Origin of the sequence: Halomonas cupida (genome assembly GCF_900142755.1) — a bacterium.
GTDB classification, from domain to species: domain Bacteria; phylum Pseudomonadota; class Gammaproteobacteria; order Pseudomonadales; family Halomonadaceae; genus Halomonas; species Halomonas cupida.
Genome location: NZ_FRCA01000002.1, coordinates 107648 through 124106 on the forward strand (window position 1 = coordinate 107648; position 16459 = coordinate 124106).

Consider the following 16459-nt stretch of genomic DNA (forward strand, 5'->3'; position numbering starts at 1 on the left):
GTCGCGTTCTGAGGCTAGGCCGACTATTGTTGCCTGTATAATATCAATTATATTTCATTCAATACTTTTGAGGCATCAATGCGCATCGAGATACGCCACCTCCGTGCCTTCATCGAGGTCGCCGACTGTCTGCACTTCCGGCGTGCAGCAGAGCGCCTCAATGTGGCCCAGCCTGCGCTGAGCCGCACCATTGCTCAGTTGGAAGAAGCGGTTGGAGAGACATTGTTCAAGCGCAACAATCGTCAGGTGCAGTTGACCGAACCCGGTCGGGTAATGCTTGAGGAAAGCCATCAGATCCTCACCCTGCTCGAGCGCGCCGTGATCAAGACGCAACGTGCCGGACGAGGTGAGGTCGGGCGCCTGATCATTGGCTACACCGACTTTGCCATTACCGGGCGCCTGCCGATGATTCTCGACGACTTCCGCCACTGGCACCCGGACATCCATTTCGACCTGAATTTCGGCTCCACGGCTCAGCAGATCAGTCATCTACAGAACAGGCACCTGGACTTCGGTTTTCTCACCGGTCCCAATTTGACCCCGGGCCTGGCCTCGCGTCCGATCCAGCGCGATCACTTCATTGCTGCGGTGAGCGAGCAGCACCCTCTGGCAACACGTAACAGCATTCGTCTGGAGGAACTGGCCCACGAACCATTCATCGTCGGTACCACCCAGATGTGGCAACACTTTCGCAGGAAACTCGATGACATCTGCGCCAAGGCAGGCTTTCAGCCATACGTGGCCCAGGAGACCTTCAATAGTGAAACCATCTTTGGCTTCGTGGCATGCAATTTCGGTGTCACCGTGCACCTTGAATGCGCCAGCAACTACGTCAGAAAAGGCGTCAGGATACTGCCGCTGAGTAACGTCGACGACAGTCTGGTAACGGAAATCGTCTGGCGTGATGAAAGCCTTTCCCCCGTCCAGAAAGCCTTTCTCGATAGACTCGAGGTCATGCTTCCGGCTCCCGAAGATATATGACGCCGAAGGATGGAGGCTGGGCCCAGGGCCATACACAGGACCGTCGTGGCCACGAGGCGACAGCGCCCCAAAGACAGTTCCGATCAGGTCTGTCTCCAGGGCGCATTGGTCAGTGCCGTTCAGCGATCAGTGGTCGCTTCAGGGTTTTTCATCCTTGAAGTAATACCACTTGTAGAGAAAACGCTGGCCCAGACGCCGGAAAGGCGCAAAGGCTTCAGACTCGATCATTTCACGCACATTCGGATAGGGAAGCCTGGAAGTGAAGATCGGTAGATCAAGGCTGTGCCCTTCCCCGGCAATCCACTGTGCCAGGCGTTTGCCGGCCTGTGCCGAATACATCACGCCGTTGCCGCCATAACCCAGCGCGTAGTAGATGCTCTCGCGAGGATCGGGTTGGTGAATGCGCGGCATCATGTCGTGACTGACATCCACCCAGCCCCACCATGAATAATCGATCTGAATGCCCTTGAGCGCCGGGAACTTGCGCTCAAGGTCGGCGACGAGCAGTTGCCGATATCTGTCCCTGGGTGCATCGCGACCGGTAACGGCACTGCGACTCCCGATCTGAACCCGATTATCGGGCAACAGCCGGTAGTAATGGCGCAGCACTCGCGTGTCGGTCAACACCTGCCGGGTATGGAAGTGGGTGGCCTTGAGTTCGTCCTCACTCAAGGGGCGCGTCACGATCGAGTTGGACAGGATCGGCAGCAACCGATTCTTCAGTTGGTGGTGCAGCTGCCCCGTCACATAGCCCCCCGTTGCCATGCCAACGGCCCGCGCCTTGACGATGCCTCCTGGAGTACGCAGATAGTGCACGTCACCGCGCGTCTCCCAACCGAGCACCGGACTGGCCGGATGAACCTTGACGCCAAGGGCCCTAGCCTTGCGCTGATAGCCGAAGGCCAACTTGGCAGCATGAATGCCGATGCCTTCGGGTTCATGCATGGCACCAGCGGCTTCCTCATCGCCCACCCACTCCTTGCGCACCGTGTCAGCGTCAATGATGCGAGCATCATAATCGAAGGTTTCGCGCAGTAGCCGGGCCTCCTTCTCCAGACCGGGCATCATGCGCTCGCGATGGGCAATATACAGGTGACCACCGGGCTGCGGGTCACAGTCGATATCGGCGATCAGAGACTTGAACGTCTGCATGCCCTCGACACATTCACGATGCAGCTTGAGTGCAGTCTCGAGGCCATAGCGCTCGATCCACTGCGAACGCTTCAAGCGCCCCGAGGCACACTGGGCCTGACCACCATTGCGGGTACTGCACCCCCAGCTGACCCGATTGGCCTCGAGCACGGTTGCCTTGATGCCGTACTGCTCCGCCAGAAAGATAGCCGCTGTCAGTCCGGTGAAACCGGAACCAATGATGACCACATCGGCATCGGTGTCACTGACGATGGGACCATCGTCGGCGGGAGGCTCACCCGCCGTACCTATCCAGTAGGTGGGGGCATACTCACAGCCGGTACCTACATGCGGTGCCGTCAGGGGATCATAAGCCGGATCGTAGGGGTTCCGAGCGGGAGTGTGACGATCTTCGCCCATTGCTTCCTGCGTCCCGACAGGGCTTTGCACATCCAACATGGCGATGCTCCTGATGCTTTGCGTACACAACGGACCCTGAACAAACGAGTCTCAGGCGCCCTTGACCGGAACCGCTGGCCGTTGCTTGCGAAATGCATTCTTGACGGCGATCTTGCCGTCTCTGAAGGTGAAGGCATCGATCATGCGGGCTTCAGAGCGCATACCATCAGCGGTTGTGCCACAGTAGGTGCTTTCGGTGTAACCACGATCCCCAATGACCGAGTGAACGGCATCCACCCACTGGGCATCCGTGGCGTTCTGCCAGGCCGCACTGAGCCCTGCTCGAACCGCTTCCCTGCCAATGAAGCTCTTGCCCAGCAGGTCCGGTCCTCCTACGGCATGAAATTCGCAGTCATCGGTCATCATCGACATGACGGCGTCAATATCGTGTCGATTGAGGGCATCGCTGAAATCCTGCAGGAATTGGATATCGGGCTGGCTCATGGACATGCTCCTGGTGATTTGTTGTAACCGGCGCAGAACTACTCCCCGCTGGTGGGTGGCAGGCAGCACCATACGCTGACTACCCGAAAGGGTCGGGGCATGGTGCTTGTTGTGCCCCGCTTCCTCTCTGCCACGAGCCTACGACTGTGCCGCCTGCCGCACTTAGCACCAGTTGGCGGCCATCGGTTGGACCAGCCCCACATCTGCGGCGGGAGGACAGTAGGGCTGCGGGTCAACAACCGGAGTCCGCCCCAGCATTAGATCCGCCACCAGACGAGTGGCTGCCGGAGCCAACACCAGCCCATTGCGAAAATGCCCGGCATTGACGAACAGTCCCGCCACATTGGGCACTTCGCCGATGAAGGGGATTCCGCCAGGCGAGCCGGGACGCAGTCCTGCCCAATGATGCTCGATGGTTGCCTCGGCCAGAGCCGGCAACAGTTGTCGGGCGCTTCGCTGCAGAGACACCCGAGCGGAACAGGTGACCGTCTTGTCGAACCCCTGATGCTCCAGTGTCGAGCCCACCAGAATCCGCCCATCGCGACGCGGAATCAGATAGCGTCCATCAGCGAGTACGACCCTCGACAGCGGCGGACCGGTCCCCTTGCCAGGCCGGAATACCATCATCTGCCCCTTTACCGGCGTCACCGGCAGACAGATCCCGGAGCGTGCCAGCAGCTCACCACTCCAGGCTCCTGCGCATACCAGTACGCGCTCGGCCGCCAGGCGTCCCCGGGTCGTGTTCAGGCCGGTGACCCGCCCACTCTCGATACAGAGTTGTTCCACGGTCAGATCCTCACGCAACGTCACCCTCGGGTGCCGCTGCAACCAGGCGCGCAGCGCGCTTCCCAGCCTTGGATTACGAACGCTGCCCAGAGTCGGCATCCAGAGCCCACCGTTGGCATGCGGTCCACCGACCACAGCCGGCTCTATCCGCGCAACGTCTTCAGCATCGACCCGACGCATGGGCTTGCCCTGCTCGGATGCCCAGCGTAGCGCCTGATCGGCATCATTCACCGCCAGGTACAGCAGCCCATTGCGACGATATTGGGGATCAATACCGGTGGTCTCACGAAGCCGCTCGGCCAACTCGGGATAGACCCCCTCCGACCAGCGTGAGAGTGCCGATACCGCTTCACTGTATCGCCACGGATAAAGTGGCGAGACGATACCACCACCGGCCCAGGAAGCTTCTCTGGCGCATCGCCTGCGCTCGACCAGGGTGACGTTCTGCCCGGCCTCAGCCAACTGGTATGCACTCATCAGCCCGATTACACCGCCACCGACAATCAGAGTGGTCATATTGTTCTCCCGGTTCATCGCTAACGCACAGTCATCGCTAACGCACAGAATGCCACAAACCAACAAATCTCATTTTTCGATACAATTTGCGTTATTTTCAGAAACAAGTCTATAGTTCATCCATCCCCCACCGGAGAGTTGGGCTCATGGACGTCACCGGCGTCCGCCATGCTCGGCACATTCATAGACTCACCGTCCCTGCTCCGTCGCTTGTGGCCCACGGGGACCGGCTTCACAGGAGCATGACCATGCCCCATCCTCGTCCCACTCTCGACGATACCTTGCTCAACCAGCACTGGTGCAGCGCGCGCGAGCTGTTCGGCATCGACTCGGATCTGCAGGTGCCGGTCTTCGATGAGCGAGAGGATCATGTCCCGGCCATTGACGAGGCCTACCGATTCAACCCCGACGTAACGCTGGCTATCCTTGCTGGCTTCACCCGCAACCGACGGGTGATGGTTCAAGGCCTCCACGGTACCGGTAAGTCCACTCATATCGAGCAGGTGGCAGCACGCCTCAACTGGCCATGCGTGAGGGTCAACCTGGACGGCCATATCAGTCGCCTGGACCTGGTGGGCAAAGACGCTATCGTGCTGCGCGATGGCGTTCAGGTCACCGCCTTTCAGGAAGGCATCGTGCCCTGGTCACTGCAGCGCCCGGTGGCTCTGATCTTCGATGAATATGACGCGGGACGCCCCGATGTCATGTTTGTTATCCAGCGTATTCTCGAGCGCGATGGGCAGTTCACACTGCTCGACCAGAACCGGGTGATCGACCCCCATCCGCAGTTCCGACTGTTCGCCACCGCCAACACCGTGGGGCTGGGCAACCAGGATGGCCTCTATCACGGCACTCAGGTGCTCAATCATGCTCAGGTCGACCGCTGGAACATTGTCGCCAGACTCAACTACCTACCACGAGATGAAGAGGTCAACATCGTGCTGGCCCGTGTGCCGAGCAAGGACAACGAGCGTGGTCGACAGCATGTGAACGCCATGGTTGCCGTGGCGGAACTGACCCGTCGTGGCTTCGCCAATGGCGATCTGTCGACGCTGATGTCACCACGCACGGTCATCACCTGGGCCGAGAACTGCGAGATATTTCGTGATCCGGCACTGGCCTTCCGCCTGTCCTTTCTCAACAAGTGTGATGAACACGAGCGCCCGTTGGTGGCAGAGTTCTATCAACGTTGCTTCGATCAGGAACTGAGCGAATCGATGATCAACGACGAGGGCGAGCCGTAATGGCCGAGGCACCTTCCCTGCCAGTACGCCTGCGTCGCCAGCAGTATCTCGAGGAACTCGAGGCCGCCACGCTGCGCGCAGCAACGGCCGATGAACATTGGCACTACCGTGCACGCCGCCTGCACCATGGCATCACAATAGTGGCGCTACGGGCGCCTCACCTGAGACTGGGTGATGACAACACGTCACTCGAGGACTACCGGGCGGTCAGCGACGCCGTCGCCCTGCGCTGGCGGCACAGCGACAATGACCTGCATGCCCGACATCGCCCCGAGTTGCCCGAAGCGCGCCTGATCTACGACCTGCTCGAGCAACTCCGCGCGGAGTCACTGGTGGAAGTCGGCACGCCAGGTATGGCCCACAATCTGGCGCGCCGGTTTCGGCGCTGGGCGCTGGATTACCATCACAGTCAGTTGAGCGACACCGCACTCGGCCTGTTGCTGCTCTGTGTCATCATGATCTGCTGGTCGCGGCTCATGGCGCGCCCCGTGTTTGAAGAGCTGGAAGATCTGCTGGAAGCCACCCGCGCGAACATCGTTCCCAGCCTCGGCCACGATCTCGCCGGGTTGCGCCGCGAACGCCATGACCAGGCCCGCTACCAACATCATGCGCGCGGCATTGCCGACTGGATCGCCACTCAATTGGAGGGCCTCGAAGCCAATACCGAACGCGACGATGAAAGCCAGAATCCGAGGCGGCAACTGGCTCTGCTGCTGGACAGCGAGGACGAGATCGACAGCGACATACCGCTGGCACCCAGCGGATATAGCCGTATCTTTCATGACCAGGGCCATCACTACCATGCCTTTACCACCGCCTATGATACCGAACGCGACGCCGGGTCCCTGATCCGCAGTGTTCTGCTCGATGAGTATCGTCGACGCCTGGATCGACGCATCGCCGATCAGCGCATCAATGTACGCAGGCTGGCAAACATCTTTCGCCGTACGTTGTCCCGGCCCGACCGTGATGGCTGGCAGCATGGCGAGGAAAGCGGTGTCATTGATGGGCGAAGGCTGGCCCAGATAGTGTCCTCTCCGCTGGAGCGTCGTGTCTTCCAGCGCCAGCGCTATGCGCCGACGAGTGACGCTCAGGTCTGCATGCTCATTGATTGTTCTGGATCGATGAAGGCCCACGCGGAGGCTATCGCTACTCTGGTGGAGCTGCTGACCCGCGCGCTGGATATGGCAGGTGTTGCCACCGAAGTGCTGGGGTTCACCACCGCCGCCTGGAACGGAGGGCGGGCACATCAGGACTGGCTCAAGGCCGGACGCCCACCAGAGCCTGGGCGACTCAACGAAAGTCGACATCTGATCTTCAAGGATGCGGGGCGCCCCTGGCGGCGCGCCCGACGTACCTTCGCCGCCATGCTCAAGGCCGACCTCTACAAGGAAGGCATTGATGGCGAAGCGGTGGACTGGGCCTGCCAACGCCTGCTCAGCGCAGACGTCAACCGCCGTCTACTGGTGGTGTTTTCCGATGGCAGTCCCTCCGATACCGCCACCAACCTGGCCAATGACCGCCATTACCTGGACAACCACCTGAAGGAAGTCGTCGCCCGCCATGATCGCCCCGGGCAGGTCGAGATCACCGGTCTGGGGGTAGGGCTCGACCTCAGCCCCTGGTACCGTCATCACCGCATCATCGATCTGTCACAGACACTGGACAATCGCCTCGCCGATGAGATCGCCCAATTGCTGGTAACACCACGGCGGCGCTGAGCCAGGCCAGGGCCATTACGCTCAGCCCGCCACCACCCCGATGACAATACTGATCCCCAACCCCATCAACGTCAGCATGGCCACAGCCCGCATCGTCGCCGCGCTACAGGGTGGTGGATAGCGACGTCCCAGCCAGGTGGCCAACCCCACCGCTGGCATCGCCCATAGTGCCAGGCTCCATACCTCGGTGGTGAGACCTCCCTGAAGGGCGACGAAGAAGGTGCGCACGCCGGAGGTCATGGCAAAGCACAGGATCAACAGCAGACGGATGGTTTCCAGGGACAGGGGCTGACGATAGCAATGGTAGATGACAGGTGGCCCGGGGACGCCGAACAGCCCACCGCAAAGTCCTGTCAGAACACCACTGAAGGCAAAGGTCCAGGTCGGTGACACCTGCTGTCGAGGGCGTGGCTTCAGCGCAATGCTCAAGCCACCGTAGAACACCAGAATGCCCAGCAGCAGCGTCATGACCGACTTCCACTCGGTATTCAGCCACTCCAGCAGCCATACCCCGAGGGCAATGGAAGGCAAGATGCCCACTCCCAACGCCACGACTCGGCTACGCCCCAGACCGCGCCATCCCCCCGGCAACGCCACCGCACTGTTGACCAGCGTCACCAGGCTGACAACAGCCGCCAGCACAGGCACCGAGGCGACGCCCAGACCACCTGCGGCCCCCATGACGATCATGCCCAGCCCAAAGCCGGAAACCGTGTGCAGGTACCCTGCCACAGCCATGATGGCCAACACGCCCAGCAACGCCGACAGTTCCATCATGGCTGCCCTTCAATCGTGGTTATCAGCAGACTGATGCTGCGCCTGCACCGTGGTGACCGTAATGACGTTGACGATATCCTCGATACTGCAGCCCCGGGAGAGGTCATTGGCTGGCCGGGCCAGTCCCTGTAGCAGAGGACCTATGGCCTCGGCACCACCGAGACGTTCGGCCAGCTTGTAGCCGATATTGCCGGCCTCGAGGTCGGGAAAGATCAGCACGTTGGCACGGCCCTTGACGCGCGACTCGGGAACCTTGCGCGCGGACACCTCGGCTACGATCGCCGCATCCAGTTGCACGTCCTCATCAATCGCCAGCTCGGGACGCTCGGCCTTGACCCGGCGTGCCGCACGCACCACCTTGTCGACCGCTGCATGGCAGGCGCTACCTCCGGTCGAGAACGACAACATGGCCACCCGCGCAGGTTCATCCAGCAGCACCTCGGCACTCCCGGCAGCCGCGAGGGCAATGTCGGCCAATTCCATGTCACTCGGCTCAACAACCAGCCCACAATCGGAGAAGATCATCCCTCCCGAGAACTCATGGAACGGCTTGCACAACATCATCAGGAAAAAACTCGACACCAGGCTGACGCCTGGCGCCTTGCCGATCAACTGCAGTGCACAACGCACCACATCAGCGGTGGTATGGGTCGCACCGGCCACGCTGCCATCGGCAAGTCCTTCACTTACCATCAGGTTGGCGAACACCAGTGGATCCAGCACGGCCCGGGCCGCTTCGCTCTCGCTCATCCCCTTGTGGGCACGTAATGCCACCAGTCTCTCCACGAGTCTCTGGGTACAAGGCGAGGAACGTGGATCAATCAGTGTCATGGAAGTCAGATCAACGCCGGCATCCTCGGCGGTTCGCTGAATGGCCGGGATATCTCCTACCATCAGGATCTCAGCATAACCTCGCTTCACCGCCAACGTTGCCGCCTTCAGAACCCGCTCGTCATCACCTTCACAAAGCACAATGCGTTTGGGTGCCTGACGTGCCCGCTCACGTATAAGGTTGAGTGCCTTCATCGCCGTACAGACTCCTTATCGGGACCAGCCAGGTGCCGCAACCACTGGCGTGTGGAACCTGGTGGTCCAGAAAAAACCCCGACCAAGAGGTCGGGGCAATGGGACATGCCGGACGAGAGAGCATGCGTGGTACTGGACAGGGAAAGTCCGTTACGCGCCGGCATGGTTTCTGCTCTGTCGACCTATACCCTCGCTGTCGACCTACACATAGTCCTGATACTTCTCCAGCATCCGTACCGGCTTGCGCAGTGCGTCACGGCGGAAGGGGTCACCCAGTTCGCGAGTACACATGACTTCGATGATCGTGGTCTTGCCCTCGTTCATCTGCATATCCACTGCCTTCTTCAGTGCCGGGCCCACATCTTCCAGACGGTCCACAGTGATCCCTTCTGCTCCCATGGCCCGCCCGATCTCGGCGAAGCTCTGGTTGTCGAGTTCACCGGCAACGAAGCGGCGGTTGTAGAAGTCGACCTGATTCTTCTTCTCCGCCCCCCACTGGCGGTTATGGAACACCACCGCCGTGACCGGGATGTTGTGGCGTACCGCCGTCATGGTTTCCATCATGCTCATGCCCCAGGCTCCATCCCCTGCATAGGCAATGGCCGGGCGATGCGGCGCCGCTGCCTTGGCGCCGATGATGGTCGGCAGCGCATAGCCACAATTGCCGAAACTCATCGGTGCAAAGAAGCTGCGCGGCTTCTCGAAGCGCAGATAACTGTGGGCGACGGAGTTGATGTTGCCGATATCAGTGGACACCATGACATCGTCCGGCATGGCCTTTTCCAATTCTCTCAGCACCTGACGTGGGTGCAGATACTCGCCACCGGAAAACGGCTTCTCATCCCTGGCTTCCTCGATGGAGTCGAGGCTGAAGGGATCGCGCTCATGGGTCCATTCGTCCAGTTCGCTCTCCCAGGCATCCTTCTCCGATTTGATTCTCGCCAGTCGCTCATCCTTGCTGGCATCACAGACCAGACTACGGCCTTCCAGACGCTTGCTGAGCTCGATGGCAGCGGCCCTGGCATCACCACAGATGCCGACGGAGATCTTCTTCACCAGACCCAGCATCTTGTGGTCGGCATCGACCTGGATGATCTTCGCGTCCTTCGGCCAGTAGTCCATGCCATGCTGGGGCAAGGTACCAAATGGCCCCAGCCGAGTGCCCAGAGCCAGCACCACGTCCGCCTGAGAAATCAGCTTCATGCCCGCCTTCGAGCCCTGGTAGCCAAGCGGGCCACACCACTGCGGATGGCTTGCGGGGAATGAGTCATTATGCTGGTAGCTGTTGACCACCGGCGCACCGAGACGCTCGGCCAACGCCTTGCATTCCTCCACCGCATCCGCCATCACCACGCCACCGCCGGAGACAATCACCGGGAACCTGGCTTCGGCCAGCAGTGCCGCAGCATCGTCCAGCGACTGTGCACCACCTGGACCGCGGTCGATGCGCCTTGGCTCGGGAATCTCGGCTTCGATTTCACCGTAGAAATAATCGCGGGGAATGTTGAGTTGCGTCGGGCCGATTTCCGACATGGCACGATCAAAGCAGCGACCGGTGAACTCCGCCATACGCGCGGGGTTGGTAACATGCCCCTGGTACTTGGTGAACTCCTGGAACATCGGCAATTGATTGCATTCCTGGAAGCCGCCCAGGCCGATGCCGGTGGTCCCCGTTTCCGGAGTGATCATCACCACTGGACTATGCGCCCAGTACGCCGCGGCAATCCCGGTAACACAGTTGGAAATCCCCGGACCGTTCTGCCCGATGACCACGCCATGGCGGCCAGAGACTCGGGCATAGCCATCCGCCATGTGTGCAGCGCCCTGCTCATGCACCACAGGGACCAGGCGTATCCCCGCCGGAGCGAAGATATCCATGGCATCCATGAAGGCCGATCCCATGATGCCGAACATATCAGTGACACCATTGGCCACCAGGGTTTCGACGAACGCTTCGGATGGCGTCATCTTCTGCTTGCCCTGGACGACCTGACGATTATCGGTGTTGTCGTTGTAACTCATTGGCTCCTCCACGGAACGTAAACAGGCGCGTTGGACGGCTCTGGCCTTGTGCACCTTGCGCAGCGCCGGTAATTGGCGCTCTGCGCCTCTTACCAACCTTCCACCTGCGCTGTTGGCCATTCACCTGGTCTGGAATGCTTATCCAGCCCAAGGACGTATCACCTCACCAGCCCTGGGACGTATGACCTCAAAAGCTTGGTGTGCTTTGATGCTGTTTCTACTTTTTTCGATACCATAAGTTCCGTTTTGCGAAACTTGATGAAAAAGGTAGCGACGCAGGAGAGCTTCGTCAACAAGATTTAAAGAACTAATTTCAAAAAACGGTACAAATTGATTTCTTTTCAGGAATAGATAGAATTCAGGTCAAAGGGAGAGACACCATGACCACACCGCGTCTGGATACGAGAAGCATCGAGGGAGATACACCAGCACAGCGGCTGCTGGCGTTGCTGGAGGTCATTGCCGAGAAGGATCAATACTTCACACTGCAAACTCTGGTGGATGAGACCGGCCTGCCCAAGCCGACCCTGCACCGCATGCTGCAGCAGTTGGAGAACTCCGGCATGCTGCAGCGTGAAGCCGACAACCGCCACTACAGCAAGGGCGCTCGCCTGCGCCGTCTCGCCGAGAACCTGCTGCTCAACGACACCGTTCAGGGTGCTCGTCATGCGGTGCTCGCAGACCTGGTGCGAGAGGTGGGGGAAAGCTGCAATATCACCGCGCTTTCAGGTTCCGAGGTGCTCTATCTCGACCGGGTCGAAACATCGGCTCCACTGCGCTTCTACCTGCATCCCGGTTCCCGTGTCCCCGCACATTGCTCTGCCAGTGGCAAATTGTTCCTCGCCCAGATGGGCGCCACCCAGCGTCGCCGTCTGCTGGCCGAGATGCCTCTGGAAAAATTCACCCGCAACACCATTACCGACATCGAGGCACTGGAAGACGAGATCGCTCAGGTCAAGGAGCAGGGTTTTGCCTTCGATAACGAGGAGTTCCTGCCGGGTTTGCTGTGTATTGCTGTTCTCGCCCCCAGTTCAGCAGGAATCTCGAATACGGGACTGGCTATTCAGGCACCGGTGATGCGTATGGATCGTGAACGTGCTCTGGCCTGCCTACCGGTGCTTGAGCGTGCCGCTGCGGCCATCGCACGCATCAATCAAGGCGCACTTCCCGAACCCTCTCCGCAGCAGGATGCTGAGGTCGGTGGATAGCTGCCAACCACAGAGAGTCAGCGTCCATATCACTTTGCTGGCCGATGGCTGTCATTCACCTTATCCTGTCAGCATAAAGGGAGGTGACCGCTCCCCATGACCACCAATAACCAATAAGGAAGGATCGCCATGCCCGGTTTGCTCCATGATGTGGACCCCGAGGGGCTCCTGGAATACTCCGTGGTCTATACCGACCGCGCCCTGAATCATATGTCGCAGAGTTTTCAGGGCGTCATGCGCGACATCTCGGCGACACTCAAACAGGTCTACAACGCCGATGCGGTAGCCATCGTACCGGGCAGTGGTACGTTCGGCATGGAGGCGGTCGCGCGACAGTTTGCCCACAATCGCAGCGCCCTGGTCATCCGCAATGGCTGGTTCAGCTATCGCTGGCACCAGATCCTCGAGATGGGCCGGATTCCCGCCGAGCTCAATGTTGCCAAGGCACGTCGCCTCAATGAGGGTGACCCGACCTCGCCCTTTGCTCCGGCACCGATCGAGGAAGTCGAGAAACTCATCGAGCGCATGCGCCCCGATATCGTTTTTGCCCCTCATGTCGAGACGTCGTCAGGCATGATCCTGCCGGATGACTACATCAAGCGTGTCGCCGATGCCGTGCATGCCCATGGCGGGCTGGTGGTACTGGACTGCATCGCTTCCGGCACTGTCTGGGTGGACATGCAGGCCACTGGTGTCGATCTATTGGTCAGCGCGCCACAAAAGGGCTGGAGCGGTTCGCCCTGTTGCGCCATGGTGATGATGTCGGCGCTGGCCCGAGAAGTGATCGAGGAAACCACCAGCAGCAGTTTCTCTGCCGACCTGCGCAAATGGCTGTCGATCATGGAAACCTACGAAGCTGGCGGCCATGCCTATCATGCCACTCTGCCCACCGATGGCCTGCGCCGCTTGCGCGACATCATGCAGGAAACCGCCGAGTATGGCTTCGACAAGGTCAAGGACGAGCAATGGGCACTGGGTCAGGGCATTCGCCAGCTACTTAGTGACCGCGGACTGACCAGCGTCGCCGCCCCGGGCTTCGAGGCGCCGGGCGTGGTGGTCTGCTATAGCCGTGATGATGGAATCGTCGCGCGATTCGCGGCAGCCGGCCTACAGGTAGCGGCTGGTGTCCCGCTGATGTGTGATGAAGGCGATGACTTCCAGAGCTTCCGCATTGGTCTGTTCGGGCTCGATAAGCTGCATCACCCAGCACGCAGTATCGACAGCTTCCAGAAGGCACTCGACCAGGTACTCAATGCCTGACTCGTGTTCCCGAAACCCTATTCGCGGGAAGAAATGTCGCGGGAAGAAATGACAATGGGCGCCTTCATGGCGCCCATTGCATTATGCGGCGTTGTGCTTGCCGGACGGTTCGATGTCACGACAGGATCGACAGGATGATTCTCTCACCATAGCCCCACAGCAATACGGTCATTCCCAGCAGTGCCTCGAGCACCAGAACACCGACCCCAAGGGTCGTGATGGAAACAATGAAGCCTTCCTTTTCACTGATATTCAGGAAGGAGGGTATGCCGATATACAGCAGGAAGGCCGTATAGCAAAGGCCGATAACACCTGCCAGGAGGCATAACCATACCAGAGGGTATATCGCGACGATTCCACTGAGAAACATGGGAGTAGCGATATAGCCCGCGAAGATGATGCACTGACTCTGGCTGGGCGGTTTGGGATAACGCTTGGCCATGTAGCGTATGACCTTGCCGACGACATAGACCGCCGCGAGTATCGTCAAGTAGAAAACGATTCCCGCCCCCAATGCATCCAGATAGCCCAGCTTGATCTGCGTCCCGCCACCAAGGCTCCACCCCACTTGTGTTGTGCCAATATAGGAAGCGACCACCGGAATGGCGGCCAACAACAAAACGTGATGGGCATAGAGGTGGGTTAGCGTCTCACGTTCTTCCTTGATTGCCTTCCATTCTCGATTGGGACGGGCCATCAATCCCCAGACATGTGCCAGCATCGCGACTTCCTCCTGCTACCGCAGTGATCAGATAGAGGGTTTGTTGTCGTAGGCCCCCTCTAACTGGAGTATAGAACCGAATTCAGGCTTTGCTGGTTGCACCATGGTTCAAGCACAGATTTCGAGACATCTTCAACAGTCTGGAAGGACCTCTCGCACAACTCGCAGGGCACAGCTCGCTCTGTCCGGAGGCAAGGCTCGGTGAGGACCTGGGCGTGGAGCGTGGCCATGTCCTGCATGAATAACGCCCTGATACAGAAGCGGGCCACACAAGGTGGCCCGCAGGAGAGATCGGTCAGGGGATCACTCAGTACATCGATGTCCACATAGGCGTGCTGGGCATCAGCGTGGCGTCCAGAGACATCATTACACTGAGTGCGGTGATGGTCAGGATCGAGATGCCGAACACCTGACGAGCCCAGCGAACGTTGTCGTCGGTACGGTAGCCCTTGGCCGCGATGTACAGCCAATAGACACCCAATACCAGCGCTACAACGAAGTAACCAGGTCCCGCATAGCCTGCCAGACTCAGCGACAGCGCCGCGCCGATGAAGGCGAGGATATAGCCGAGAATGTGATGCTTGGCGGTACCGATACCGCGCACAACCGGCAGTACCGGAATGTTGGCGGCACGATAGTCTTCCATGCGGAAGATGGCGATGGCATAGGAATGCGGCATCTGCCACAGGCAGAAGATCACCAGCAGTGTCAGGGCTCCGGCGTCGAAGGTGCCGCTGGCGGCACAGTAGCCGACCACTGGAGGCACCGCTCCAGACAGGCTACCGACCAGAGTACCGAATTCGGAGCGACGCTTCATGTAGAGGCTATAAGCCCCAACATAGATCACGAACCCGAAAGCGGCAAGACCGACCGTCAGCCAATTGGTGCCCAGAGCCAGCACCGTCAGTCCTGCAATGCCCAGCAGACTGGCAAAGCGCAACGTTGCCGCCTCGCTCACCCTGCCCTGCACCAGCGGACGGTTACGGGTGCGCTCCATCAGGGCATCGATGTCTTTATCGATGACATTGTTGAAAGCACAGCCCGAAGCAATCACCAGGGCCAGTCCGATCAGCGCCGACAAGAACACCAGCGCCTCGAACTGGCCCTGGGCGGCCAGAAAATAGCCGCCCAGTACCGAGATCACATTACCGCCGATAATGCCCGGCTTGGTGATCGTGATGTAGTCTCTGATCATCATGTTTCTCGGCGTCAGCCGATCATCATGTTGAGATGCAGATGGTACATGATCCACAGAGAGCCTCCGATGACCAGAACCAGAATCGCCACGGTGAAGACGAACGACATGAAGTTCCAGCCTTCATCGGCCTTGGTGTTCATGTGCATGAACATCACCAGCTGAACCAGCACCTGGGCCACCGCCGTGATCACGATGATCAACAGCGTAGCCCCGGTTCCGAAGCTGCCGGTCATGACGACACCGAAGGGAATGATGGTCAGCACAATAGACAGGATCAGACCCACGATGTAGGACTTGACGCTGCCGTGGCTGTGCTCTTGGTGAGAATGTCCACTCATGTCACAGGGCTCCCATCAGGTAGACGAAGGAGAAGACGCAGATCCAGACGATATCCAGGAAGTGCCAGAACAGACTCAGGCACAGGATGCGCGGACGTGTCACGTCGGTCAGCCCCTGCTTCGACACCTGGATGATCATCACCAGAATCCAGATCAGGCCGAAGGTCACGTGCAGACCGTGGGTTCCCACCAGAGTGAAGAACGCCGACAGGAAACCACTCTTGTCAGGACCGAAGCCTTCATGGATCAGGTGCTGGAACTCATAGACTTCCATCCCGACGAACGCTGCACCCAGTACGAAGGTGATCAACAACCACTGACGCACTTTCGCCACAGAGCCGGCATTCATCGCCAGTACGGCCATGCCGTAGGTAAAGCTCGAGAACAGCAGCAGGAAGGTCTCGACCAGAATGAACGGGAGCTGGAAGATTTCTCCCGGAGTGGGGCCATCGGCTGTGCCCCTCAGGAGCACAGCGTAGGTAGCGAACAGTGACCCGAAGATCACCAGATCGCTCATCAGATAGACCCAGAAACCGAAGAGCTTGGTTCCAGCCGCGTCGTGATGGTCGTGATCGTGGTCATGCCCGTGGGCATGACCTTCAGTTTTCAGAGTATCGGTAGCCATGA

The 16459-nt window shown here is 59.5% G+C and carries 15 protein-coding genes; 5 read left to right on the forward strand and 10 right to left on the reverse strand.

The features are described from left to right. Positions 1 to 78: 78 nt before the first annotated feature. Complete coding sequence (locus BUE38_RS04725; protein WP_073433897.1) at positions 79 to 981, forward strand: LysR substrate-binding domain-containing protein; 903 nt, start codon at positions 79 to 81, stop codon at positions 979 to 981. 138 nt (positions 982 to 1119) lie between these two features. Here BUE38_RS04725 and BUE38_RS04730 read toward each other — a convergent pair whose 3' ends face one another. From BUE38_RS04730 to thiO, 3 genes are all read right to left on the reverse strand, one after another. Beyond that, entirely contained in the window at positions 1120 to 2571 is a 1452-nt protein-coding gene (locus BUE38_RS04730; protein WP_084541726.1) for an NAD(P)/FAD-dependent oxidoreductase, read from the reverse strand. A 51-nt stretch (positions 2572 to 2622) separates the two neighbouring features. Continuing rightward, positions 2623 to 3015 carry a nuclear transport factor 2 family protein gene (locus BUE38_RS04735; protein ID WP_073433898.1) on the reverse strand — a complete coding sequence of 131 codons (393 nt, stop codon included), beginning with the start codon at positions 3013 to 3015 and terminating at the stop codon, positions 2623 to 2625. Positions 3016 to 3177: 162 nt separating this feature from the next. Next, the gene (gene thiO / locus BUE38_RS04740) at positions 3178 to 4317 is read right to left on the reverse strand and encodes a glycine oxidase ThiO (protein ID WP_073433899.1); all 1140 of its coding nucleotides are present in this window, start codon (positions 4315 to 4317) and stop codon (positions 3178 to 3180) included. 248 nt (positions 4318 to 4565) lie between these two features. Between thiO and BUE38_RS04745 the strand changes: the two genes are divergently transcribed. Together BUE38_RS04745 and BUE38_RS04750 are read left to right on the forward strand one after the other, a co-directional pair. Beyond that, complete coding sequence (locus tag BUE38_RS04745) at positions 4566 to 5561, forward strand: AAA family ATPase (RefSeq protein ID WP_073433900.1); 996 nt, start codon at positions 4566 to 4568, stop codon at positions 5559 to 5561. Beyond that, positions 5561 to 7282, forward strand: coding sequence for a cobaltochelatase CobT-related protein (locus tag BUE38_RS04750; protein ID WP_073433901.1), 1722 nt, complete (start codon positions 5561 to 5563; stop codon positions 7280 to 7282). The genes BUE38_RS04745 and BUE38_RS04750 overlap by 1 nt, the downstream gene beginning before the upstream one ends. A gap of 21 nt (positions 7283 to 7303) precedes the next feature. Here BUE38_RS04750 and BUE38_RS04755 read toward each other — a convergent pair whose 3' ends face one another. From BUE38_RS04755 to xsc, 3 genes are all read right to left on the reverse strand, one after another. Continuing rightward, positions 7304 to 8059, reverse strand: coding sequence for a TSUP family transporter (locus tag BUE38_RS04755; RefSeq protein ID WP_200802136.1), 756 nt, complete (start codon positions 8057 to 8059; stop codon positions 7304 to 7306). Between the two features lie 9 nt (positions 8060 to 8068). Next, entirely contained in the window at positions 8069 to 9085 is a 1017-nt protein-coding gene (gene pta / locus BUE38_RS04760) for a phosphate acetyltransferase (protein WP_073433902.1), read from the reverse strand. 201 nt (positions 9086 to 9286) lie between these two features. Continuing rightward, positions 9287 to 11107 carry a sulfoacetaldehyde acetyltransferase gene (gene xsc, locus BUE38_RS04765; protein WP_073433903.1) on the reverse strand — a complete coding sequence of 607 codons (1821 nt, stop codon included), beginning with the start codon at positions 11105 to 11107 and terminating at the stop codon, positions 9287 to 9289. 380 nt (positions 11108 to 11487) lie between these two features. Here xsc and BUE38_RS04770 point away from each other — a divergent pair, with 380 nt between their 5' ends. Beyond that, entirely contained in the window at positions 11488 to 12315 is an 828-nt protein-coding gene (locus BUE38_RS04770; protein WP_073433904.1) for an IclR family transcriptional regulator, read from the forward strand. A gap of 129 nt (positions 12316 to 12444) precedes the next feature. Then, complete coding sequence (locus BUE38_RS04775) at positions 12445 to 13575, forward strand: aminotransferase class V-fold PLP-dependent enzyme (protein ID WP_073433905.1); 1131 nt, start codon at positions 12445 to 12447, stop codon at positions 13573 to 13575. 115 nt (positions 13576 to 13690) lie between these two features. Here BUE38_RS04775 and BUE38_RS04780 read toward each other — a convergent pair whose 3' ends face one another. The 4 genes from BUE38_RS04780 to cyoC form a co-directional block, all read right to left on the reverse strand. Further along, positions 13691 to 14296: a Yip1 family protein gene (locus BUE38_RS04780; RefSeq protein ID WP_073433906.1), complete on the reverse strand. Its 606-nt coding sequence runs from the start codon at positions 14294 to 14296 to the stop codon at positions 13691 to 13693. Between the two features lie 307 nt (positions 14297 to 14603). Next, on the reverse strand, positions 14604 to 15494 hold the full coding sequence (cyoE, locus tag BUE38_RS04785; RefSeq protein ID WP_234986771.1) for a heme o synthase: 891 nt from the start codon (positions 15492 to 15494) through the stop codon (positions 14604 to 14606). 11 nt (positions 15495 to 15505) lie between these two features. After that, a complete protein-coding gene (gene cyoD / locus BUE38_RS04790; protein ID WP_073433908.1) occupies positions 15506 to 15832 on the reverse strand; it encodes a cytochrome o ubiquinol oxidase subunit IV in 327 nt (108 codons plus the stop codon). Position 15833: 1 nt separating this feature from the next. After that, positions 15834 to 16457 (reverse strand): cytochrome o ubiquinol oxidase subunit III, encoded by a 624-nt coding sequence (gene cyoC, locus BUE38_RS04795; RefSeq protein WP_073433909.1) that lies wholly within the window; start codon positions 16455 to 16457, stop codon positions 15834 to 15836. Between the last annotated feature and the right edge of the window lie 2 nt (positions 16458 to 16459).

Excerpts from the sequence above, each read along its gene's own strand:
- BUE38_RS04725 (WP_073433897.1), top strand. The coding sequence starts at position 79 with ATGCGCATCGAGATACGCCACCTCCGTGCCTTCATCGAGGTCGCCGAC.
- BUE38_RS04730 (WP_084541726.1), bottom strand. The coding sequence starts at position 2,571 with ATGTTGGATGTGCAAAGCCCTGTCGGGACGCAGGAAGCAATGGGCGAA.
- BUE38_RS04735 (WP_073433898.1), bottom strand. The coding sequence starts at position 3,015 with ATGAGCCAGCCCGATATCCAATTCCTGCAGGATTTCAGCGATGCCCTC.
- thiO (WP_073433899.1), bottom strand. The coding sequence starts at position 4,317 with ATGACCACTCTGATTGTCGGTGGCGGTGTAATCGGGCTGATGAGTGCA.
- BUE38_RS04745 (WP_073433900.1), top strand. The coding sequence starts at position 4,566 with ATGCCCCATCCTCGTCCCACTCTCGACGATACCTTGCTCAACCAGCAC.
- BUE38_RS04750 (WP_073433901.1), top strand. The coding sequence starts at position 5,561 with ATGGCCGAGGCACCTTCCCTGCCAGTACGCCTGCGTCGCCAGCAGTAT.
- BUE38_RS04755 (WP_200802136.1), bottom strand. The coding sequence starts at position 8,059 with ATGATGGAACTGTCGGCGTTGCTGGGCGTGTTGGCCATCATGGCTGTG.
- pta (WP_073433902.1), bottom strand. The coding sequence starts at position 9,085 with ATGAAGGCACTCAACCTTATACGTGAGCGGGCACGTCAGGCACCCAAA.
- xsc (WP_073433903.1), bottom strand. The coding sequence starts at position 11,107 with ATGAGTTACAACGACAACACCGATAATCGTCAGGTCGTCCAGGGCAAG.
- BUE38_RS04770 (WP_073433904.1), top strand. The coding sequence starts at position 11,488 with ATGACCACACCGCGTCTGGATACGAGAAGCATCGAGGGAGATACACCA.
- BUE38_RS04775 (WP_073433905.1), top strand. The coding sequence starts at position 12,445 with ATGCCCGGTTTGCTCCATGATGTGGACCCCGAGGGGCTCCTGGAATAC.
- BUE38_RS04780 (WP_073433906.1), bottom strand. The coding sequence starts at position 14,296 with ATGCTGGCACATGTCTGGGGATTGATGGCCCGTCCCAATCGAGAATGG.
- cyoE (WP_234986771.1), bottom strand. The coding sequence starts at position 15,494 with ATGATGATCAGAGACTACATCACGATCACCAAGCCGGGCATTATCGGC.
- cyoD (WP_073433908.1), bottom strand. The coding sequence starts at position 15,832 with ATGAGTGGACATTCTCACCAAGAGCACAGCCACGGCAGCGTCAAGTCC.
- cyoC (WP_073433909.1), bottom strand. The coding sequence starts at position 16,457 with ATGGCTACCGATACTCTGAAAACTGAAGGTCATGCCCACGGGCATGAC.